This window comes from Shewanella sp. 492 (assembly GCF_059338445.1).
This window is the reverse complement of the sequence record NZ_CM181702.1, coordinates 2,048,529-2,070,012: the sequence shown is the minus strand read 5'-3', so window position 1 is coordinate 2,070,012 and position 21,484 is coordinate 2,048,529. Positions and strand designations below refer to the sequence as shown.

Annotated in this window: 18 protein-coding genes; 12 read left to right on the top strand and 6 right to left on the bottom strand. The window is 44.9% G+C overall.

The window, feature by feature from the left end; translation table 11 throughout:
* Positions 1 to 486: 486 nt before the first annotated feature.
* The gene (locus AC5YBX_RS09280) at positions 487 to 1,176 is read left to right on the top strand and encodes a hypothetical protein (RefSeq protein ID WP_494519075.1); all 690 of its coding nucleotides are present in this window, start codon (positions 487 to 489) and stop codon (positions 1,174 to 1,176) included.
* Positions 1,177 to 1,379: 203 nt separating this feature from the next.
* Here the strand turns inward: AC5YBX_RS09280 and yfaE are convergent, their stop codons facing one another.
* The 5 genes from yfaE to ubiG form a co-directional block, all read right to left on the bottom strand.
* Entirely contained in the window at positions 1,380 to 1,769 is a 390-nt protein-coding gene (yfaE, locus tag AC5YBX_RS09275) for a class I ribonucleotide reductase maintenance protein YfaE (RefSeq protein WP_494519077.1), read from the bottom strand.
* Between the two features lie 121 nt (positions 1,770 to 1,890).
* Positions 1,891 to 3,021 carry a class Ia ribonucleoside-diphosphate reductase subunit beta gene (nrdB, locus tag AC5YBX_RS09270; RefSeq protein WP_494519078.1) on the bottom strand — a complete coding sequence of 377 codons (1,131 nt, stop codon included), beginning with the start codon at positions 3,019 to 3,021 and terminating at the stop codon, positions 1,891 to 1,893.
* Between the two features lie 73 nt (positions 3,022 to 3,094).
* Positions 3,095 to 5,383, bottom strand: coding sequence for a class 1a ribonucleoside-diphosphate reductase subunit alpha (nrdA, locus tag AC5YBX_RS09265; protein ID WP_494519079.1), 2,289 nt, complete (start codon positions 5,381 to 5,383; stop codon positions 3,095 to 3,097).
* Positions 5,384 to 5,949: 566 nt separating this feature from the next.
* Positions 5,950 to 6,648, bottom strand: coding sequence for an HAD family hydrolase (locus AC5YBX_RS09260; RefSeq protein WP_494521621.1), 699 nt, complete (start codon positions 6,646 to 6,648; stop codon positions 5,950 to 5,952).
* Positions 6,641 to 7,357 carry a bifunctional 2-polyprenyl-6-hydroxyphenol methylase/3-demethylubiquinol 3-O-methyltransferase UbiG gene (gene ubiG, locus AC5YBX_RS09255; RefSeq protein WP_494519080.1) on the bottom strand — a complete coding sequence of 239 codons (717 nt, stop codon included), beginning with the start codon at positions 7,355 to 7,357 and terminating at the stop codon, positions 6,641 to 6,643. Before ubiG ends, AC5YBX_RS09260 begins: the two co-directional genes overlap by 8 nt.
* A gap of 298 nt (positions 7,358 to 7,655) precedes the next feature.
* Here ubiG and gyrA point away from each other — a divergent pair, with 298 nt between their 5' ends.
* Together gyrA and serC are read left to right on the top strand one after the other, a co-directional pair.
* Positions 7,656 to 10,349, top strand: coding sequence for a DNA gyrase subunit A (gene gyrA / locus AC5YBX_RS09250; protein ID WP_494519081.1), 2,694 nt, complete (start codon positions 7,656 to 7,658; stop codon positions 10,347 to 10,349).
* A gap of 182 nt (positions 10,350 to 10,531) precedes the next feature.
* A complete protein-coding gene (gene serC / locus AC5YBX_RS09245; RefSeq protein WP_494519082.1) occupies positions 10,532 to 11,620 on the top strand; it encodes a 3-phosphoserine/phosphohydroxythreonine transaminase in 1,089 nt (362 codons plus the stop codon).
* A 73-nt stretch (positions 11,621 to 11,693) separates the two neighbouring features.
* Here the strand turns inward: serC and AC5YBX_RS09240 are convergent, their stop codons facing one another.
* Positions 11,694 to 12,884 carry an amino acid aminotransferase gene (locus AC5YBX_RS09240; RefSeq protein ID WP_494523557.1) on the bottom strand — a complete coding sequence of 397 codons (1,191 nt, stop codon included), beginning with the start codon at positions 12,882 to 12,884 and terminating at the stop codon, positions 11,694 to 11,696.
* 389 nt (positions 12,885 to 13,273) lie between these two features.
* On the opposite strand from AC5YBX_RS09240, the gene aroA reads away from it, so the two are divergent.
* The 9 genes from aroA (at position 13,274) to AC5YBX_RS09195 (ending at position 21,430) form a co-directional block, all read left to right on the top strand.
* Positions 13,274 to 14,554, top strand: coding sequence for a 3-phosphoshikimate 1-carboxyvinyltransferase (aroA, locus tag AC5YBX_RS09235; protein WP_494523556.1), 1,281 nt, complete (start codon positions 13,274 to 13,276; stop codon positions 14,552 to 14,554).
* Positions 14,555 to 14,739: 185 nt separating this feature from the next.
* Positions 14,740 to 15,432, top strand: coding sequence for a (d)CMP kinase (cmk, locus tag AC5YBX_RS09230; protein ID WP_494519085.1), 693 nt, complete (start codon positions 14,740 to 14,742; stop codon positions 15,430 to 15,432).
* Positions 15,433 to 15,531: 99 nt separating this feature from the next.
* Positions 15,532 to 17,199: a 30S ribosomal protein S1 gene (gene rpsA / locus AC5YBX_RS09225; RefSeq protein ID WP_110457652.1), complete on the top strand. Its 1,668-nt coding sequence runs from the start codon at positions 15,532 to 15,534 to the stop codon at positions 17,197 to 17,199.
* Positions 17,200 to 17,270: 71 nt separating this feature from the next.
* Positions 17,271 to 17,558, top strand: coding sequence for an integration host factor subunit beta (gene ihfB, locus AC5YBX_RS09220; RefSeq protein ID WP_494519086.1), 288 nt, complete (start codon positions 17,271 to 17,273; stop codon positions 17,556 to 17,558).
* A 122-nt stretch (positions 17,559 to 17,680) separates the two neighbouring features.
* A complete protein-coding gene (locus AC5YBX_RS09215; protein ID WP_494519087.1) occupies positions 17,681 to 18,001 on the top strand; it encodes a lipopolysaccharide assembly protein LapA domain-containing protein in 321 nt (106 codons plus the stop codon).
* 1 nt (position 18,002) lies between these two features.
* The gene (gene lapB / locus AC5YBX_RS09210) at positions 18,003 to 19,163 is read left to right on the top strand and encodes a lipopolysaccharide assembly protein LapB (protein WP_494523555.1); all 1,161 of its coding nucleotides are present in this window, start codon (positions 18,003 to 18,005) and stop codon (positions 19,161 to 19,163) included.
* A 33-nt stretch (positions 19,164 to 19,196) separates the two neighbouring features.
* Positions 19,197 to 19,892, top strand: coding sequence for an orotidine-5'-phosphate decarboxylase (gene pyrF, locus AC5YBX_RS09205; protein ID WP_494523554.1), 696 nt, complete (start codon positions 19,197 to 19,199; stop codon positions 19,890 to 19,892).
* A 78-nt stretch (positions 19,893 to 19,970) separates the two neighbouring features.
* Positions 19,971 to 20,804, top strand: coding sequence for an SDR family oxidoreductase (locus AC5YBX_RS09200; RefSeq protein WP_494519090.1), 834 nt, complete (start codon positions 19,971 to 19,973; stop codon positions 20,802 to 20,804).
* Positions 20,805 to 20,887: 83 nt separating this feature from the next.
* Positions 20,888 to 21,430 carry a DUF2058 domain-containing protein gene (locus AC5YBX_RS09195; protein ID WP_494523553.1) on the top strand — a complete coding sequence of 181 codons (543 nt, stop codon included), beginning with the start codon at positions 20,888 to 20,890 and terminating at the stop codon, positions 21,428 to 21,430.
* Positions 21,431 to 21,484 lie beyond the last annotated feature (54 nt).

Below are 21,484 nucleotides of genomic sequence, written 5' to 3'. Positions count from 1 at the left end.
GTGTTGCTACGACATTACTGATGCAAAAACGACTTTATTGTAGCAGTGTCGTTTGTCGATGTAGAGACTGATGGGGTACCAATCTAGAATTGGCCGTAAACGCCTAATACAATTATTGATAAACCAACCAATATAGCTTCTTCACTCCCTTCCTACATCTCAATTAGAGTGGATAATGTTATTATCTACATTATGGAAAAACCTACAACTCAGAGTGTTAACAGTTTGTTGACGTGAATCTGGCCAGTTGCTAGCATGGTTGCAATACTGTGGGCTATATTTAAATATGTTCTGTTTATAATTTTATAGGGAAATAATGATTATAAATAAATGTGACTATATATTCGCGATTTCCTTATCGAGCGGCGACTTTGCTTACGTAATTAATCCTATTCCAATATGTGAAAAATAGTTGCTTAGGCACAATCCTAGATCATTATGGTAGAACACACTAGAATTCAATAACCACTTAAGAGTTGGTAAATCATGATTGCAAATAAAAAAGTACTATCATCACTACTTATTTTAGCCATAATGTCTATTGTGTTTGTCTATTTTTATAGTTCAAGCAATGATTCATCCGTATCAGAAAGTAATGAAGTTAAAGAAAGTGAAAACCTTGATTTTGTGAGTGATGTCGGCAATGCTTTATCTAACAGTTATGAAGGTAAATCAAATAATCAGATTTCTGAAACTGATAGGCAAAGTTATAAAATAGGAGATAAGCAGATAAAAGTTAGCGACATTGGTGAAAAACTTTATCAATCGATCGTGAGTGATAATGTTGTTGATGGCGTTACTCTAGCAGCAATAATGACATCTCCTGTATATAGAGAGATTGTTAAAGAACTGCCTAATTATACAAATAAAGAGTCTGATACTGTTGAGTATGAAAACCGTATTAGCGACTATATAAACAAGTCAGATGTCAATCCACTTCTTAGCGATTATGATGTCGCGTGTAATAATGATATATGCTTTGGTTACTTTTCTTCGGAATCTAAAGATGAATTAGATAAGTTTTTTATTGAGTTTATTCGTGGGGATAGTTCACCGACTCATAAATCGGGTTTTGTTAACTCTATGGAAGTTCATAATTCCGACACTGGAATTTTTGAGTACCGTATTTCTTTTAACTCCAATCCTGACGTTAAATCCATAACCCTGCCTAGATAATAAAGTGAGCCAAATTATGGTTTCGTCACTGTCAACATAATAAAAAGGCTAACCGATGAGGTTAGCCTTTTTATTAAACCAACGGCTCGACACTGTTGAGCCAGCAATGCTGTTAACAATTTGCGATAGTCTTAATGTTGAGCCTATGTAGAACGATCGCAACTGGTAGAAATCGTTGCCCGCTTCCTGCGCAATAACAGTGTCTAAACTTGCTGGGTCGACATTTTAGTTGACTGGATATTATTGGTCGATGTGGCAGTGCTTTTTGTCGAGATTGACGCTCGTGTGACAACTACATTAACACCTTGAGTAGATAAGGCTAAGTCCACGTCGCCATCGGGATGGCAGCAACAAGGCAGACATTCATCGGCCTCCAGTTCAACTAAAGGCTCAGTATGGTATATCACCGAGCCATGATTGAGTTTGGTTTTACAGGCACCACAAAAGCCGTTTCGGCATTCTGAAAATACCTTAACGTTTTTCTGTTCTAGTGCCTGTAGCAGGCTAACGTGCTGCTCTGTATAGAGTAGCACTGGCTGGCCTTGTAGGCTGACAATGGGCGCTTTTTTAAAGGTCGCTTGCTTAAACGTCATGCTGTTAATTATCTAACATCTATTTATTGAGCTATGATTGCTCACGTTATTGTGACTAAAAATAGGATGCATCGATTTATCCATGCAGGACTATTAGCCACTCAATCACAGAGCCATATCATCACAGATCAAAATCGGCAAACTGACTTTCATCGACTGAAGAGTCAATTTGGCCCACAAGGTAAGATGATACTTCTACCTCTTGCGGTGCGACCTGTACTGAATCACTCTCTAGCCAGTTCTTCATCCAAGGCAGCGGGTTGCTCTGATCTGCGTACGGACTGACTAAGTTAACCGATTTCATACGCTCGTTAGTGATGTACTCAACGTATTGGCATAAGATCTGTTCGTTAAGACCGATCATTGAGCCATCTTTGAATAGGTATTTTGCCCACTCTTTTTCTTGCTCTGCCGCTTTGATAAAAATATCTGTGGCTATTTGCTCACACTCTTTGGCAATGTCCCCCATCTCTGGATCGTCTTTACCCGCTTGCATAATCTTAAGGATATGCTGGGTACCATTTAGGTGCAAAGCTTCATCACGGGCGATCAATCGAATAATTTTAGCGTTACCTTCCATAACTTTACGTTCAGCAAAGGCAAAAGAGCAGGCAAAACTGACGTAAAAACGAATCGCTTCCAATACGTTAACCGACACCATACACAGATACAGTGCTTTTTTGATCTCACGCTGGGTGACCACGACGTGTTTACCGTCAACCTCGTGCGTACCTTCACCAAACAAGTGGAAGGCTTGGCTAAGGACAATTAGCTTATCGTAGTACTCGGCAATATCGCTAGCACGTTTGAGGATCTCTTCATTGGCGACGATATCGTCAAATACTACCGATGGGTCGTTAACAATGTTACGGATAATGTGAGTGTATGAGCGTGAATGAATGGTTTCAGAAAACGACCAAGTTTCAATCCAGGTTTCTAACTCGGGTAATGATACCAAGGGTAAAAATGCCACGTTAGGTGAGCGGCCTTGAATCGAGTCAAGCAGAGTCTGATACTTTAAGTTTGAAATGAAAATATGCTTTTCATGATCGGGTAGTGCTGCATAGTCGATTTTGTCTTTGCTGACATCAACTTCTTCTGGTCGCCAGAAAAACGATAATTGCTTTTCGATTAGCTTTTCAAAAACTTCATATTTTTGAATATCATAACGCGCTACGTTAACCGATTGTCCCAAAAACATGGGTTCCAATGAGGCATTATTAGCGGTTTGACAAAATGTAGAATAGGCCATGTTTCTATCTTCCGACAATGGGGGCTAAGCCCCCATATATTAACGTGAAATACTGATGATAAACATCAAGTGATTAGATCTTACACGCGCCGCCAGCGCAACTATCATCTTCTTTTTCAATGGCGGTGATATCGTCATGACTATCTGAGGCGCCATCACGAGTGTTGTGATAGTAAAGTGTCTTCACACCGTATTTGTAAGCGGTCAATAGATCTTTTAGCAACACTTGCATAGGGACTTTTGACCCAGGGAAACGACTTGGGTCATAGTTAGTATTGGCTGAAATCGATTGGTCGACAAACTTCTGCATTAACCCCACTAATTGCAAATAACCATCGTTGTTCGGCATTTGCCATAATAACTCATAGCTATGCTGATACTTTTCAAAGTCAGGCACCACTTGCTTAAGCTGACCATCTTTACTGGCTTTCACGCTGATTAATCCGCGTGGAGGTTCAATGCCATTGGTCGCATTTGAGATCTGTGATGAGGTCTCTGATGGCATCAGGGCCGACAGCGTAGAGTTACGCAGGCCATGAGTCACTATCTCTTCACGCAGTGTTTCCCAATCAAGGTGCAATGGTTCGTCACAAATTTTATCCAAGTCACGCTTATAGGTGTCTATGGGTAAAATGCCTTTGGCATAATTAGTCTCATGGAACAAAGGGCAAGCGCCTTGTTCTTTCGCCAAGTTTACCGAAGCTTTCAATAGATAATATTGGATAGCTTCAAAGGTTCTGTGGGTAATGCCGTTGGCTGAGCCATCGGAGTAACGTACCCCTTCCTTAGCCAAGTAGTTGGCGAAGTTAATCACGCCTATCCCTAAGGTACGACGGTTCATCGATGCTTTATGAGCCGAGGTTATAGGGTAATCTTGATAATCGAGTAGATTATCTAACGCACGTACAGCCAGATCAGCTAATGGCTCTAGCTCTTCAAGATTCTTAATTGCACCTAAGTTAAGGGCTGATAAGGTACACAGCGCGATTTCACCGTTAGGATCGTCTACATTGTTCAGTGGTTTGGTTGGCAGAGCGATTTCTAAACACAAGTTAGATTGACGCACTGGTGCTACTTTAGAGTCGAATGGGCTGTGAGTATTACAGTGATCGACGTTTTGAATATAGATACGACCAGTAGAAGCGCGCTCTTGCATCATTAATGCAAATAGCTCAACGGCTTTAATTTGCTTCTTACGAATGTTGTCATCCGCTTCATATTGCAGATAAAGACGTTCAAACTCGGCTTGGTCTTCAAAAAACGCATCATACATACCAGGTACGTCAGATGGGCTGAATAGGCTTATCATGCCACCTTGGATCAAGCGCTGATACATCAACTTGTTGATCTGAACACCATAATCCAAATGACGAATACGGTTATCGTCAACACCACGGTTGTTTTTCAATACCAGCAGTGATTCAACTTCTAAATGCCACATAGGGTAGAAGAGGGTCGCTGCGCCGCCACGAACGCCGCCTTGTGAGCACGACTTAACCGCGGTTTGGAAATACTTATAAAAAGGTAAGCAACCGGTGTGGAAAGCTTCGCCGCCACGAATTGGGCTACCTAGCGCACGAATGCGACCAGCATTAATACCAATACCGGCACGTTGTGATACGTACTTTACAATGGCCGACGCGGTAGCATTGATTGAGTCTAAGCTATCGCCACATTCAATCAGTACGCACGAACTGAACTGACGCGTAGGGGTACGCACACCCGCCATGATGGGGGTGGGTAGCGAGATCTTAAAGGTTGAAGTCGCATCATAGAAGTTTTTTACATAATCTAGACGCGTCTCTCTTGGGTATTTGGCAAACAAACATGCCGCAACCAGGATATATAAGAACTGGGCGCTCTCATAAATCTCATGACTAACCCGGTTTTGCACTAAGTACTTGCCTTCGAGCTGTTTAACGGCTGCGTAAGAGAAGTTCATGTCGCGCCAGTGATCGATATGCTCATCAAGCAAATCTAACTCTTCGCGAGTGTAGTCACTTAGGATGTGGCTATCGTATTTGCCCATCTCCACCAGCTTAATGACATGATCATATAGCTTAGGCGGTTCAAATTGACCAAAGGCTTTCTTACGCAAATGGAAGATAGCTAAACGGGCAGAGAGAAACTGATAATCAGGTGATTCTGGCGAGATTAAATCTGCGGCAGCCTTAATAATGGTTTCATGAATTGCTTCAGTTGGAATTCCATCATAAAACTGAAGGTGAGAACGTAATTCCACTTCAGAGACAGAGACATTTTTCAGTCCATTTGCCGCCCAAGTGATCACTCGGTGGATCTTATCGAGATCGATAGTTTCACGTTCGCCACTGCGTTTAGTGACTTGCATAGTGCTGTTCATTAAAGATAAGCCTTGATTAAATATTGTGGTCATATGAGCTGGAAAATACACTCAACGTTTCCCTGTCAAAACAATCGAAAAGTTAACAAAAACTACCAAAATACAACTTAGGTTTTAGTGGCTTCGATCGTCACTCACACACAATATATGGTGTTATATAAATAATAGGATACAAGATAGTGAGGTTGGTGGCATTTTGCAAGCGGCATTTTAGGGGACAAGTTGTGGATATCTTGGGGGTAACATTAAGGGTTAGTAACGGCTAACCTTTAAGGCTTGTTTTCAATAATGCTTGCTGATTTTGAGTAAGTTTTGTGCTGCTAAATTTAATCTAATAGAACGCTAGTTTTATCATCGATCGCGACGATCGATGATTGGCAAATGGGTTGTGAGATGGCGAGCAAATCACTGTAAATATCCATCAAGGTGCTTCGATGTAAAACACTGGAAATCATAAAACGACATTTCAAAGCAACATTTTATAAAAAATCGTCAAAGCAGCGTGTTTTTAAAACCAACACCAGCAAATCGCTATAGTGCGATTTGCTGGTTATCAGTGGTTTCGTTTACGTATTATGGCTGACAGAGGCTTGAGCAAGATAGTCGATAATTGCGTATGGCTTATCAAAGCATATTTGATGTGGCCAATCAGCTGGCTTGTCATCTTTAGCGATATAGCCCCACATGGCGATCCCCCCATGCATGTGGCTATTTTGCGCCGCTTCAAGATCGCGCCGTGCATCACCGATATAGATGATGTTACCAGCATCACAGCCCAGCTGCTGCGCAGCTAACAGCATCGGCGCTGCAGCGGGTTTACCTTGGGTGGTAGAGTCGCCGCTGATAACGCTGCGTATACACTCGATAAGGGGCTGTTGCCCTAAACACAGTTTAGTTAATAAAGGGCGGGTAAATCGTGCTGCCTTATTCGTGACCACACCAAAGGCAATGCCATTCTCCATTAAATAGTGCAGTACTTCAGTCATGCCATCAAACAACCTAGCATTGTCGCCATTAATGCGTTGATAGTGCGCCAGCAGCGCCTGCTGCAGTTGGACTTTTTGCGCAGCATCGAGTGTCGGCTGCGCCGCAGTAACTAGGGCTAAACTGCCATTGGATGCGGCGTCACGTACATCTTCAAGTGCAACACTGGGGTAATCGAAATCGTGCAGAGCCAGATTCAGCGCCGCAACCAGATCGGGTGCGGTATCAGCCAAGGTGCCGTCTAAATCAAACAGCACCCCGAGGATCGTACTGTTAGGCATCGTCATTTTTGACTGTCGCTATCATATAATTGACATCGAGACTCTTGGTATAACGAAACATACCGCTTAACGGATTGTAAGTGATCCCAGTAGCGTCGCTGCAGATAAGCTCGGCATTATCTGCCATCGCGATAAGCTCAGCAGGTTTGATGTACTTATTATGATCATGGGTGCCCACGGGTAACATCTTAAGCAGATATTCTGCGCCCAGTACTGTCTCTATGTAAGCACGGATATTACGGTTAATAGTCGAGAAAAACACATAGCCGCCAGGTTTGACCATGTCGCTGCAGGCTTGAATGACTGATGCAGGATCGGGCACATGCTCCAGCATCTCCATGCAAGTAACCACATCATATGCAGCAAGGTGGTAATCGCGGTGAGCTTCGGCGGTATCTTGAATGTAATTGATCTCAACCCCGGTCTCAAGTGCATGCAAGCGAGCGACATCTAATGGCTCAGTCCCCATGTCTAACCCATCCACTTTAGCGCCAATACGGGCCATGCTTTCAGATAAGATCCCGCCGCCGCAGCCGACATCTAATACACGTTTGCCAAACAGGCCGCCGACCGTTTGGTCGATGAAGTTCAGTCGTAGCGGGTTGAGTTTGTGAATAGGCTTAAACTCGCCTTCTGGATCCCACCAGGTTTCTGCCATTTTTTCAAATTTAGCGATTTCCTGTGGATCAACATTGCTATGGTTAGACACTCTTGGACCTCTCATCGAGATTTTATTGTGGTGCTATTATACCGATAGCAATTAATAAACAAAGGATTATCAATCAGGTTGCGTAAGCTCGGTGTTGACTTTGCTGTCAAAGCATACTGGGTTTGATTTGAGTCAATGTTTATCGGTTTAATCATATATTTGCTGGGAAATATCAATAGGGTCTAGCGACAATAATTATCTGTGTTAGAATGCCAAATCACGTTTTCAGGCTTGATACAACACTGTTTTATTTTCATACAGTAGGGTGTCGGCTAAATTTCAAGGGATCGAGCAGTTTATGACTGATCTGGCTTCATCTATAACACCAATTAATATTGAAGACGAATTAAAGAATTCATATTTAGATTACGCCATGAGCGTTATCGTTGGCCGTGCTCTACCTGATGTAAGAGACGGACTCAAACCTGTTCACCGCCGCGTGTTATTTGCGATGAACGAACTCAAGAATGATTGGAATAAACCCTATAAAAAATCGGCACGTGTTGTCGGTGACGTTATCGGTAAATATCACCCACATGGTGATACCGCGGTTTATGACACTATCGTTCGTATGGCGCAGCCATTCTCGCTACGTTACACCCTAGTTGATGGCCAAGGTAACTTTGGTTCGGTCGACGGTGACTCTGCAGCAGCAATGCGTTATACCGAAATTCGTATGGAGAAGTTAGCTCACTCTTTACTGGCTGACTTAGACAAAGAAACCGTCGATTTTGTACCTAACTACGATGGCACCGAATTCATTCCGGCCGTATTACCAACGCGCGTACCTAACCTGTTAATCAATGGTTCCTCGGGTATTGCTGTTGGTATGGCGACCAATATTCCACCGCACAACTTAACCGAAGTGGTAAAAGGGTGTTTAGCGTTAATCGAAGAGCCAAGCTTATCGATTGAACAGCTAATGGAATATATTCCAGGGCCTGATTTTCCAACGGCCGCCACTATTAACGGTCGTAAAGGCATCATTGATGCTTACAATACTGGCCGAGGCCGCGCCGTCATGCGCGCTAAAGCAGAAGTCGAAACTGAAGACAATGGCCGTGAACGCATTATCGTTCATGAGATCCCTTATCAAGTGAACAAGGCTCGCTTAATCGAAAAGATTGCCGAGCTGGTTAAAGATAAGAAGATTGAAGGCATTAGCGGCCTGCGCGATGAGTCAGATAAAGACGGTATGCGTATCGTTATCGAGATCAAGCGTGGCGAAGTGGGTGAGGTTGTCCTTAATAACCTTTATGCCCAAACTCAGATGCAGTGCTCTTTTGGTATAAACATGGTGGCGTTGACCGACGGTCAGCCTAAGCTGTTTAACCTCAAAGAGATGCTCGAGTGCTTTATTTTACACCGCCGTGAAGTGGTGACTCGCCGCACCGTGTTTGAACTGCGTAAAGCTCGCGAACGTGCTCATATCTTGGAAGCACTCGCCATTGCTCTGGCAAACATCGATCCTATTATTGCGCTTATCAAAGCCTCGCCAACCCCAGCGGAAGCCAAAGTACAACTGGTGGCACAGGGCTGGGAACTGGGTCATGTACAAAGCATGCTCGAGAAGGCGGGTGATGATGCCGCACGTCCAGAATGGCTAGAGCCAGAGTTTGGTATTCGCGACGGCAAATATTACCTGACTGAGCAACAAGCTCAGGCGATTCTAGAACTGCGCTTACATCGCTTAACCGGTCTAGAACATGAGAAAATTCTATCAGAATATGAAGAACTACTGATCTTCATCGCTGGACTATTGCTTATTTTGAGCAGCCCTGAGCGTCTGATGGAAGTGATCAAAGAAGAGCTTGAAGAGATTTTAGAGCAGTACGGTGATGCACGACGCACCATCATTAATGCCAACGAAATTGACATGAGCCTTGAAGATCTGATCAACGAAGAAGACGTGGTCGTGACCCTGTCTCATCTTGGTTATGCTAAATACCAACCTCTGTCTGACTACCAAGCTCAGCGTCGTGGTGGTAAAGGTAAAGCAGCGACTAAGGTTAAAGATGAAGATTTCGTCGAAAAATTATTGGTCGCCAATACCCACGACACCATCTTATGCTTCTCTGACTTTGGTAAGATGTACTGGCTGAAGGTGTATCAACTACCGCTAGCCAGTCGTACCGCCCGTGGACGACCAATTGTTAACTTGTTGCCACTGTCTGATGGTGAACATATCACGGCAATCTTACCAGTACGTGAGTACGCTGAAGATAAGTTTATTATCATGGCGACCTCGCACGGCACGGTGAAGAAAACCGCATTGACGGCTTATAGCAACCCTCGTGCTAACGGTATCATTGCCGTTAACCTGAAAGATGGCGATCAGCTTATTGGTGTCGATATTACCGATGGTAATGACGATATCATGTTGTTCTCTAACGAAGGTAAAGTAGTTCGATTCAATGAAAAAGCCCGTAACTCTGAGACGGGTGAAGTGAAGATCGATCCTGAAACTGGCGAAGAAATTATAGCCCTGCGTGCCATGGGCCGTACGGCAACCGGTGTACGCGGTATTAAGCTAGAAGAAGGCCACAGTGTGGTTTCACTTATCGTGCCAAAAGGTGATGGTGATATCCTCACCGTGACCGAAAATGGTTATGGTAAACGTACAGCCTTGTCTGAGTACCCGGCTAAGAGTCGTGGCACTAAAGGGGTGGTTTCTATCAAGGTGAGCGAACGAAACGGTGCCGTTGTCGGTGCAGTTCAAGTTGGCGAAAATGATGAAATCATGCTGATCAGTAACAAGGGCACCTTGGTTCGTACACCAGCTACCGGCGTATCGAGCATTGGTCGTAACACTCAAGGTGTGACTATCATTCGCACCGCAGAAGATGAGAAAGTGGTCGGTCTGCAGCGTATCGATGAGATCCAAGATGAGGTTGAACTAGACGAAGAGGGTAATCCTATCTTAGTCGAGGCCCATGAAGCGCCTGTTGAGGGGGCGTCGGGTGATGCACCCGATACAGAGCCCGCTGAGTAACAGCTAGGTAAATTAACGGGCGTCCTTTGGGACGCTCGTTTTGTTTGTGCAAGCCAAACCCTGAGTACGTGAAACCTTAAAATATAGTACTTGAAATGTAGTCCCCGAAACGTATTACCCATAATTAAATATAACCATTTGTACCCACGCAATGACACATCAAAGGTCAAAGGAGAAGAGAAGTGAGCGCGACATATAATTTCTGTGCAGGCCCTGCAATGTTGCCCGCCCCCGTTATGCAACAGGCACAAGCGGAGTTATTAGATTGGAATGGCCAAGGTGTGTCGGTGATGGAAGTCAGTCATCGCAGTAAAGAGTTTATTGCGCTGGCAGAGCAAGCCGAGGCAGATCTGCGTGAGCTAATGGTTATCCCCGATAACTACCATGTTTTGTTTATGCATGGCGGCGGTCGAGGCCAGTTTGCTGCTGTGGTGAATAATTTTTTAGGCAACAATGGCAGGGCACTCTATTTAGTCGATGGTAGTTGGTCTTTAGCCGCGGCAGAAGAAGCGATTAAACTGGTAGGTGAGCAGAATATTGACGTGCTTGATATTGTCGAAAAAAGTAATAATATCAGCAGTGTTGTCGTTCCAAATCTTAGCAGTATTGATCAAGATTATCGTTACCTACATTACTGTCCTAACGAGACTGTCGATGGTATCGAAATTTTTGATGAATTAGATTCGCCATGGCCGATTGTCGCTGACATGTCATCGAACATTATGTCGCGTGACATCGATGTAAGTCGTTTTGGGGTAATTTACGCGGGTGCGCAGAAAAACATAGGTCCTTCAGGACTGAGTATTGTTATCGTAAAAGATGAGCTATTGGCTCTGCCGCAACTGCCGCAAGCTTCAATCATGGATTACCGCTTAGCCGTTAAGCATGATTCTATGTACAACACGCCGCCGACTTTTGCCTGGTACTTGGCTGCTGAAGTGTTTAAATGGCTTAAGGGTAAAGGGGGGATTGCCGAGATGGCGAAACTCAATACGCAAAAAGCCCAAGCGCTATATCAGTTTATCGATAGCAATGACTTTTATGAAAGCCGCGTAGCTAAAGCCAATCGCTCGCAAATGAATGTGACCTTTTACTTAAAAGATGAATCGCTCAACGAGCAATTTATTACTCAGGCGAAAGCGGCGGGTTTAGTAGCATTAAAGGGTCACCGCAGTGTCGGTGGTATGCGTGCCAGTATCTATAACGCCATGCCCATTGAAGGGGTTGAAGCGTTAGTCAGATTTATGCGGGATTTTGCTGAGCAACATTAGTCGCAGCTAGCTATTATAAGTGATTTATATTAAATGAGTTCCTAGGATAAAGATCCTAGGAACTTTTTTTGTTTTATAGCACTTTGGCAATTGATTCAGCTAAGTAGTCGACATTTCCTTCAGCAATTCCCGCAATACTGATACGGCTAGAATCCACCATGTAAATACTATGATCGCGTTGCAATCGCGCGACTTGCTCAGGTGTGATGCTTAAGAAAGAAAACATCCCTTTTTGCTGGGCAATAAAACTAAAATCACGGCTAACGCCTTTTTCTAGCAGTTTATTAACCAACATGGCGCGGTTACCATTGATCCGATCCCGCATCACTTTCAGTTCATCGAGCCACTGTTGTTTTAGTTCTGTGTTGCCTAAGATACTCTCTACTATCGCGGCGCCATGGGCCGGGGGCATGGAGTAAAGACAACGCACTACATATAACAATACCGATAATGTCACCTCGGCAGCCTGACTCGATGCTGCCACAATTGAACAGGCACCAATACGCTCACGATAGAGACCAAAGTTTTTTGAACAAGAGCTACATAAAATCATGTCGTCGACGTGAGTTGCCATTTGCCGAACTCCGTAGGCATCTTCGTCAACACCATCGCCAAAGCCTTGGTAAGCCATATCGATGAGCGGGGTGAACCCTTGTTGCACTGTGAGGTCAACGACCTTGTTCCACTGCGCATTGGTCAAATCCATGCCGCTTGGGTTGTGACAGCAGGCATGCAGTAACACTACATCGTCTTTGCCAATCTGTGCCAACGCCTGGAGCATCTCATCGAACTTAAGGGTTTTGTTGGCGTGATCATAATAGGGATAGGTTTTGACCCTTAACCCAGCGGCTTCAAATAGCCCTATATGGTTAGCCCATGTCGGGTCGCTAACCCATACGGTGGTATTGGGGTTAAGGCGTTTAATAAAATCTGCGGCGACACGCAGCGAGCCAGTGCCTCCTGGAGTCGACACCGTTCGGATGCGGCCCTCTTGCAAGGCTTGATGATCTTTGCCGAAAGCTAATTCGGCAATTAATTGATTAAACTCGGGTGAGCCTGTTGGGCCAATATATACCTTGGTCCGTTCGGTATCGATACGCAGTTGTTCGGCCCGCTTTACACAAGCAAGAATGGGTGTATTACCGACAGCATCTTTATAAACGCCAACGCCTAAATCGACTTTGTGCGGATGAGGGTCTTGTCGGTATTGAGCCATCAATCCTAGAATAGGATCTGCTGGCATAGGGCTCAAATTTTCAAACATATTCGATAACCTTTATTGTTGTTTTGGGCCGTAAGCGGCGAATGCGGTGAAGTGATTAAGAATAAACTAAACCCTATTCTAAGTAACAGTCAACATGATGAAATGATTTCATTGTTCAGTTGGCAATAATTCATGCCAGAGCAATTTACCCTAAGTCATTAAGGGATCACCACAGGCTACAAACCCTATTTTTAACCGCTTAGTAATAAAACGACGCAATAATGGGTAAAAATAGTAAAAAAGGGTTGAATACTGCGCGTCAATCAGTAATTTTATAACTACGAGGTTCAAAGTCTTTTGAACAGATCGCCATTTTGTCGTGATGGTAATAACGTTAATGATAACCCGCAGGCCGATAAATAGGTCGTGCAATGATAAAAGAGTGATTAATGAAGCAACTACGACTCGAGCCCATAAGCAAAGTGCAAGGTACGATTAACATCCCTGGCTCTAAGAGCATTTCTAATCGTGCATTATTATTAGCAACCTTAGCCAAAGGAACGACCACACTGACCAATCTACTCGATTCTGATGATATTGGTCATATGTTGGCTTCACTTGAACAATTAGGTGTTAACTATCGGCTTTCAGATGACAAAACCGTCTGTGAACTCGAAGGGCTTGGCGGTGCGCTCCATGCATCGCAACCTCAGTGCTTATTCTTAGGTAATGCGGGTACCGCAATGCGACCATTATGTGCGGCGCTTACCTTAGGGACAGGGCAATTTACCTTAACGGGTGAGCCCCGTATGGAAGAGCGCCCTATCGGTGACTTAGTCGATGCACTTCGGGTGCTTGGCGCTGATATTGAGTACCTTAAAAACGACGGTTTCCCCCCTCTGACGATTAATGCAACCGGCTTAAATGGCGGTGATGTCACCATTGCAGGCGATCTCTCTAGCCAGTTTTTAACGGCCTTATTAATGGTGGCGCCATTAGCAAAAGAGGCCGTTAATATTCAAATTAAGGGTGAACTCGTCTCCAAGCCCTATATCGATATCACCATCGCTTTGATGGCTCAGTTTGGTGTTCAGGTGATAAACCATAACTACCAGTGCTTTGAGATTGTTGCTGGGCAGCAATATGTATCGCCAGGAACAGTCTTAGTCGAAGGGGATGCTTCGTCTGCGTCTTACTTTTTGGCGGCCGGAGCGATAAAAGGCGGCGAAGTTAAGGTCACTGGTGTTGGGCGTAATAGCATTCAAGGCGATATTCAGTTTGCTGATGTACTGGCGAAAATGGGCGCACAGATAGAGTGGGGCGATGATTATATTATTGCCCGCGCCGCGCCATTAACTGGCGTCGACCTGGACATGAACCATATTCCCGATGCGGCGATGACAATAGCAACGACGGCCTTATTTGCTAAAGGGCCGACCACGATTCGTAATATCTATAATTGGCGCATTAAAGAAACCGACCGTTTAGCTGCCATGGCAACCGAGTTACGTAAAGTAGGCGCCGAGGTCGACGAAGGCCACGACTATATTACCGTGACGCCTCCCGCTCAGCCTCACACTGCGCAAATAGATACGTACAATGACCATCGTATGGCGATGTGTTTTTCAATGTTAGCCTTTGCCGATTGTGGTATCACTATTAATGATCCCGATTGCACTTCGAAAACCTTCCCTAATTACTTTGAAACGTTTGCTGCACTAGCAGTTTAATCTGTGTTTGTGTAAGGAAGCCGCTAGTTTATGGCTTCCTTTTTCTGAACTTAAGCTGATCATCCTCCGATTAATGCTAACTTTTTGCCGCTTTGTTGCAGGTTTTGGTTTATAATGCGCGCGCTCTTTTTTCGTGAATGGCTTTCATGATCGTTAGGGAAGACAGATTAAATTTGGAGAAACATATGTCACAACGGGCTCCTATCGTCACTATTGACGGCCCAAGCGGTGCGGGTAAAGGCACTATTAGTCAATTACTTGCTACTCGGTTAGGTTGGAAGCTGCTCGATAGCGGCGCCATATATCGTGTATTAGCCCTGGCGGCTATTCACCATAATGTCGAATTAGACAATGAAGCATCTTTAGCGTTACTCGCCGCACATCTGGATGTTCAATTTATAACATCTAATCATAACGGCATTAAAGTGGTGCTCGAAGGAGAGGATGTTTCTCACGATATTCGCAGCCAAGAATGTTCTAATGCTGCATCAAAAGTAGCAGCATTTCCGAGTGTTAGAGAAGCCTTGTTGCGCCGCCAACGCGCCTTTGCAGAAGCGCCTGGTTTAATCGCCGATGGCCGTGATATGGGCACAGTGGTATTCCCCTCAACACCCGCTAAACTTTATTTAACTGCGTCGGCGCAGGAAAGGGCGCAGCGGCGCTATAATCAGTTGCAGGACAAAGGCTTCGATGTTAATATCGAGCGTCTTTTAGCTGAGGTCATTGAGCGTGATGAGCGCGATATGAATCGCCCTGTTGCTCCTTTGATCCCAGCGGAGGATGCCCTTGTTATCGACACGACAACAAGGGGTATTGATGAAGTGGTCGAGCTTGCTCTAGCACACATCAAACAAAAATTACCCGACGTGGGTCTGTAAAGACGCGCGTTATGCTATTTGTCTCATGGATGCGACAAATGATTAATCTGACTCCACGTCTAGGATGGGCTGTGGTTTATTACTTAAAGTAAATTAAACATGACTGAATCTTTTGCTGATCTATTTGAACAATCCCTTGAAACACTTGAGTTCCGTCCAGGATCTATCGTTCGTGGTACTGTAGTATCAATCCAGAACGGTATGGTACTTGTTGACGCTGGTCTGAAGTCTGAAAGCCCAATCCCAGCTGAACAGTTCAAAAACGCACAAGGCGTTCTTGAAATCGCAGTTGGCGACGAAGTTGACGTAGCCCTAGACTCTGTTGAAGATGGTTTCGGTGAGACTCAACTTTCTCGTGAGAAAGCTAAGCGTCACGAAGCTTGGATCGTTCTAGAAAAAGCGTACGAAGATGCTGAAACTGTAATCGGTATCATCAATGGTAAGGTTAAAGGCGGTTTCACTGTTGAATTAAACGGTATCCGTGCATTCCTACCAGGTTCTCTAGTTGACGTTCGCCCTGTTCGCGATACTGCTCACCTAGAAAACAAAGAACTAGAATTCAAAGTTATCAAGCTAGACCAGAAGCGTAACAACGTTGTTGTTTCTCGTCGTGCTGTTATCGAATCTGAAAGCAGTGCAGAACGTGATGCTCTTCTTGAGAACCTACAAGAAGGTCAAGCGGTTAAAGGTATCGTTAAGAACCTTACTGACTACGGTGCATTCGTAGACTTAGGTGGCGTTGACGGTCTACTACATATCACTGATATGGCGTGGAAGCGTGTTAAGCACCCATCTGAAATCGTCAACGTTGGTGACGAAATCAACGTTAAAGTACTTAAGTACGATCGTGAGCGCACCCGTGTTTCACTAGGTCTTAAGCAACTTGGCGAAGATCCATGGTTAGAAATCAGCAAGCGCTACCCAGAAAACACTAAGTTAACTGGTCGCGTAACTAACCTAACTGACTACGGTTGTTTCGTTGAAATCGAAGAAGGTGTTGAAGGTCTAGTACACGTTTCTGAAATGGATTGGACTAACAAGAACATCCACCCATCTAAGGTTGTTAACCTAGGTGATGAAGTTGAAGTTCTAGTACTAGACATCGATGAAGAGCGTCGTCGTATTTCTCTAGGTCTTAAGCAATGTAAAGTTAACCCATGGGATGATTTTGCAGAGCGCTTCCAGAAAGGTGACAAAGTTACTGGTAAGATCAAGTCAATCACTGACTTCGGTATCTTCATCGGTCTTGACGGCGGCATCGACGGTCTAGTTCACTTGTCTGACATTTCTTGGAACGGTACTGGCGAAGAAGCTGTATCTGATTACAAGAAAGGCGACGAAATCAACGCAGTTGTACTGTCAGTTGACCCAGAACGTGAGCGTATCAGCTTAGGCGTTAAGCAAACTGAAGACGATCCATTCAACGCTTATCTTGCAGATAAGAAGAAAGGTGCTATCGTAAACGGTACTGTTGTTGCTGTTGACGCGAAAGGCGTTACCATTGAGCTGGCTGACACTGTAGAAGGTTATCTACGTGTTGCTGATATCTCACGTGAGCGTATCGAAGACGCGTCTACTGTATACTCAGTAGGTGATGCTGTTGAAGCTAAGTTCATGGGCGTTGATCGCAAGAACCGTACTATCAGCCTATCTATCAAAGCGAAAGATGAAGCTGATGAGAAGGAAGCGATGGCTAACCTGAACAAGCAAGATGACGTTGCTATGAGCAGTGCCATGGCTGAAGCGTTCAAAGCAGCTCGCAAGTAAATCGCCTGAAGTTCGGGGATGTTTCATCCCCGTTAGGTGACTGTGTTTGGCTTGATTAAAGAGGGTACAGGATGACTAAATCCGAACTAATCGAAAAACTTGCCACTAGACAGTCGCAGCTGTCGGCAAAAGAAGTTGAAAATGCAATCAAAGAGATGTTGGAGCAGATGGCAACAACATTAGAAAGCGGTGATCGTATTGAGATCCGTGGCTTTGGTAGCTTCTCGCTTCATTATCGTGCTCCACGTACCGGCCGTAATCCAAAAACTGGAACTTCAGTCGAATTGGAAGGCAAATATGTGCCGCACTTTAAGCCTGGTAAGGAACTGCGTGAGCGCGTTGATGCGATCAACTCGTAAATGACATTGTTTTAAAAGCCTCCTTTCGGAGGCTTTTTTATGTCTAAATCATAGGTATAGCTGGCTAGTTAGCTCAAATTCTTAGATAATCAATTCACCATTACGCGTTTATGGAGTGTAACGTGAAGTCATTTATTGCAACCATCCTTGTAGCTTTGTTTTTCGTGCTTGCTTTATTATTTGGTGCACGAAATGAACAGTTGGTCACCATTAGTTACTTCGTCGCCCAAGGTGAATATCGCCTCCCCGTGGTGTTAGGCGTGGTTTTTTTCGTTGGCTTTCTCGTCAGTTGGATTTTTGCCGTGTACCATATCGCTAAAATGAAGTTACTATTACGTCAAGCCAATAAAAAAATAGCCCAACTACAAGCCAAATTACCCACATCAGCCCATGAGGTGGCGGCGGTTGAAGACCAAGTAAAATCCAAAGAATTGAACGCTTAATATGTTAGAGATCCTGTTTCTGTTATTGCCTATTGCCGCCGGTTACGGATGGTATATGGGGCGTCGTAGCATACGACACAAACAGAGTAGTAAGCGTAAACAGCTTAGCCGAGATTATTTTACCGGTCTTAACTTTCTTCTTTCAAATGAATCAGATAAAGCGGTTGATCTCTTCATCTCCATGCTCGATGTTGACGATGACACCATAGACACCCATCTGTCTCTGGGGTCATTATTTCGTAAACGTGGCGAAGTCGATCGCTCAATTCGCATTCATCAAAATCTGATTGCTAGGCCAAGCTTGACCACCGAACAGCGTGATATTGCCATGATGGAACTGGGCAAAGATTATCTCGCCGCGGGTTTTTACGACCGAGCAGAAGAGATATTTTTAGCCCTAGTGCGACAAGATGATCACAGCGAAGAAGCTGAAGATCAGTTGGTGGCTATTTATCAAGTGACCAAAGACTGGCAAAAAGCCATCGATATCATCAAAACGCTCAAACGTAAACGCCAGCAAACGCTGAAGCATCTATCGGCACACCTTTATTGTGAGTTGGCTGATGAACAACAAGACAGTGAACTCAAATTAAAAATGCTGAGTCAGGCATTAAAGCAAGACAGTACTTGTGGTCGCGCCTTGTTAAATATGGCAAAAATATATCTTGATCAACAAGATGTTAGTCGGTGCAAAGAGATACTCAATCGGCTAAAAGAGGTCGATATTGAGCTGTTTCCTGAAGCACTGGCCATCGCGAAAGAAGCATACCAGGCCAAACAAGATCAACCTGCTTACCGAGAACTGTTGCGAGAAGCATTAGAGCAGGGTGCTGGCGCCAGTGTCGCTATTACGCTGGCACAGCAGATGATAGCTCAAGGTGAAATTCAAGATGCCGAAAAACTGGTACTCGATGGCTTATATCGTCACCCCACCATGAAAAGTTTCCAGCATCTGATGAAGATGCAACTGCAACATGCTGAAGATGGCCAGGCAAAGAAAAGCCTCAATATGCTAGCCGAATTGGTCGAACAACAAATTAAATTCCGTCCTAGTTACCGCTGTGTTGAGTGTGGTTTCCCGTCACACACACTCTACTGGCATTGTCCTTCGTGTAAACATTGGGGCACTATCAAGCGGATCCGCGGACTCGACGGCGAATAATACGTACTACATGCAAAGCATCAGGAGAACAAGATGAGCAGTAAACCCATTATAGTGGCGCTAGATTACGATAATAAAACCGAAGCTTTGCAGCTAATCGATCAATTAGACCCCAAGTTGTGCCGTCTCAAAGTAGGAAAAGAGATGTTTACCCTATTTGGGCCCGATTTGGTCAAAGAGATCCACCGTCGTGATTTCGACCTTTTTCTCGATTTAAAATTTCATGATATCCCCAATACCGTTGCCAAAGCGGTTACCGCAGCGGCGGAGCTTGGCGTATGGATGACTAACGTCCACGCCAGTGGTGGTTTAGCCATGATGCAAGCGGCTCAGCAAGCGCTGTTGCCTTACGGTGATAAAGCGCCATTGTTAATTGCCGTGACCGTATTGACCTCGATGAGCGATGACGATCTTAAGTTATTGGGGATCAATGTACCCGCCGCCGAGCATGTAAAACGACTTGCCGCCTTGACTCAACAAGCGGGTTTACACGGCATTGTGTGTTCGGCGCAAGAGGCTAGCATGTTAAAGGCTGAATTTGGACCTGAGTTTAAGTTGGTCACCCCAGGCATTCGCCCTTTAGGTGCCGACAAAGGCGATCAACATCGCATCATGACACCGCCACAAGCCATTGCTGCAGGCTCAGACTACCTAGTCATAGGTCGTCCAATTACCAAAGCGGCCGATCCGCTAGCGGCGCTCAGTGCTATTCACGCTTCATTAACTTAGTGCTGGCAGATACTTGACAGGCTAAGGGCAGCGCGCCTAACTTAAACGGCAACAGATGATTGGAGGGATTGAAATACCATGCAAGATAACCAAGCAATATTCGATTACTCAGGTAAACATGTCGTCGTTGTCGGTGGCACCAGTGGCATTAATTTAGGCATTGCCAAGGCATTTGCCCATGCTGGTGCTAATGTGGCAGTGGCGAGCCGTAGCCAAGATAAAGTCGATGCGGCCGTTAACCAACTGCAAAGCATTAACCCAAATGCAAACATGCTCGGTGTCAGTTTCGATGTGCGCGATCTTGAGCGGGTAAAGGCAGGCTTTGCCGTTATTGCCACTCAATATCAGCATATCGATATTTTAGTTAGTGGCGCTGCGGGTAATTTCCCCGCCTTGGCAGCTCAATTGAGCGAAAACGGCTTTAAATCTGTGATGGACATTGATTTACTGGGCAGTTTTCAGGTGTTAAAACAGGCTTATCCGTTGCTGAAAAGACCGGGTAGCAGCATCATTCAGATCTCAGCGCCTCAGGCTTATATTGCCATGCCAATGCAGGCACATGTCAGCGCTGCCAAAGCTGGCGTCGATATGTTAACCAAAAGTTTGGCATTAGAGTGGGGGAGTGAAGGGATCCGCGTTAATTCGATAGTACCAGGCCCCATTGCCGACACCGAAGGCTTTAATCGTTTAGCGCCGAGTGAGGCATTACAGCAACGGGTGGCTCAAAGCGTGCCACTGCAACGCAATGGTCAATGCCAAGACATTGCTAATGCCGCGTTATTTTTGGCATCACCCATGGCGAGCTATATCACAGGCACCATCTTACCTGTTGATGGTGGCTGGTCCCTAGGCGGCGCAAGTTTGGCTATGAGCGAACTGAGCAAATTAGCCCAGATGAGCCCTCGTGCTTAATGACTGTATTTAATAGATAGACTCATTTTATAACCCATAACGAGATAGCAGCAATGCTTGCTATCAAGGATAGTGAGAAACCCATGGCGAACCCATTTCAAGAACAACTGTTAAAAGCGGGTTTAGTAAGCAAACAAAAAGTGCGTGATACTAAAACCCAAAAACGCCGCGATCGTAAAGCCAAGGTAGACGATGGCTCAGAGGCGCTAAAGCAAGAAATCGCCGCCAAGAAGCAGGCTCAAATAGCCAAAGACAAAGCGCTCAATGAGCAACGCTTTGCCCAGGCGACAGAAAAAGGCCAAGTAAGAGGGCTTATCACCGAGTTTAAGCGTCTCGCCGTTGATGTCCCTAAAGGAGCTGAAGTTAAATTTAACTACACTCTAGGCACTAAAATTTATTCTGTTTACATTACCAACAAGCTGCAAAGCCAGCTACTTAATGGCCAACTTGGGATCGTTCGTTATGAAGAGACCAGTTATTTGGTGCCGCATAAATTAGCTGAACGAGTCCACTTATTGGTACCTGAGTGGTGCGGTTACTTGTGGCAACAAGATGCGCAAGCAGAGACAGTGGCTGAAGACGATCCTTACGCGGATTATGTGATCCCTGACGATTTAATGTGGTGATCGCTGTAAATTTTTATCAAATAGCCTCGCAATTTTTGCGGGGCTTTTTTTATG

Excerpts from the sequence above, each read along its gene's own strand:
- AC5YBX_RS09280 (WP_494519075.1), top strand. The coding sequence starts at position 487 with ATGATTGCAAATAAAAAAGTACTATCATCACTACTTATTTTAGCCATA.
- yfaE (WP_494519077.1), bottom strand. The coding sequence starts at position 1,769 with ATGACGTTTAAGCAAGCGACCTTTAAAAAAGCGCCCATTGTCAGCCTA.
- nrdB (WP_494519078.1), bottom strand. The coding sequence starts at position 3,021 with ATGGCCTATTCTACATTTTGTCAAACCGCTAATAATGCCTCATTGGAA.
- nrdA (WP_494519079.1), bottom strand. The coding sequence starts at position 5,383 with ATGAACAGCACTATGCAAGTCACTAAACGCAGTGGCGAACGTGAAACT.
- AC5YBX_RS09260 (WP_494521621.1), bottom strand. The coding sequence starts at position 6,648 with ATGCCTAACAGTACGATCCTCGGGGTGCTGTTTGATTTAGACGGCACC.
- gyrA (WP_494519081.1), top strand. The coding sequence starts at position 7,656 with ATGACTGATCTGGCTTCATCTATAACACCAATTAATATTGAAGACGAA.
- AC5YBX_RS09240 (WP_494523557.1), bottom strand. The coding sequence starts at position 12,884 with ATGTTTGAAAATTTGAGCCCTATGCCAGCAGATCCTATTCTAGGATTG.
- aroA (WP_494523556.1), top strand. The coding sequence starts at position 13,274 with ATGAAGCAACTACGACTCGAGCCCATAAGCAAAGTGCAAGGTACGATT.
- cmk (WP_494519085.1), top strand. The coding sequence starts at position 14,740 with ATGTCACAACGGGCTCCTATCGTCACTATTGACGGCCCAAGCGGTGCG.
- rpsA (WP_110457652.1), top strand. The coding sequence starts at position 15,532 with ATGACTGAATCTTTTGCTGATCTATTTGAACAATCCCTTGAAACACTT.
- ihfB (WP_494519086.1), top strand. The coding sequence starts at position 17,271 with ATGACTAAATCCGAACTAATCGAAAAACTTGCCACTAGACAGTCGCAG.
- lapB (WP_494523555.1), top strand. The coding sequence starts at position 18,003 with ATGTTAGAGATCCTGTTTCTGTTATTGCCTATTGCCGCCGGTTACGGA.
- pyrF (WP_494523554.1), top strand. The coding sequence starts at position 19,197 with ATGAGCAGTAAACCCATTATAGTGGCGCTAGATTACGATAATAAAACC.
- AC5YBX_RS09200 (WP_494519090.1), top strand. The coding sequence starts at position 19,971 with ATGCAAGATAACCAAGCAATATTCGATTACTCAGGTAAACATGTCGTC.
- AC5YBX_RS09195 (WP_494523553.1), top strand. The coding sequence starts at position 20,888 with ATGGCGAACCCATTTCAAGAACAACTGTTAAAAGCGGGTTTAGTAAGC.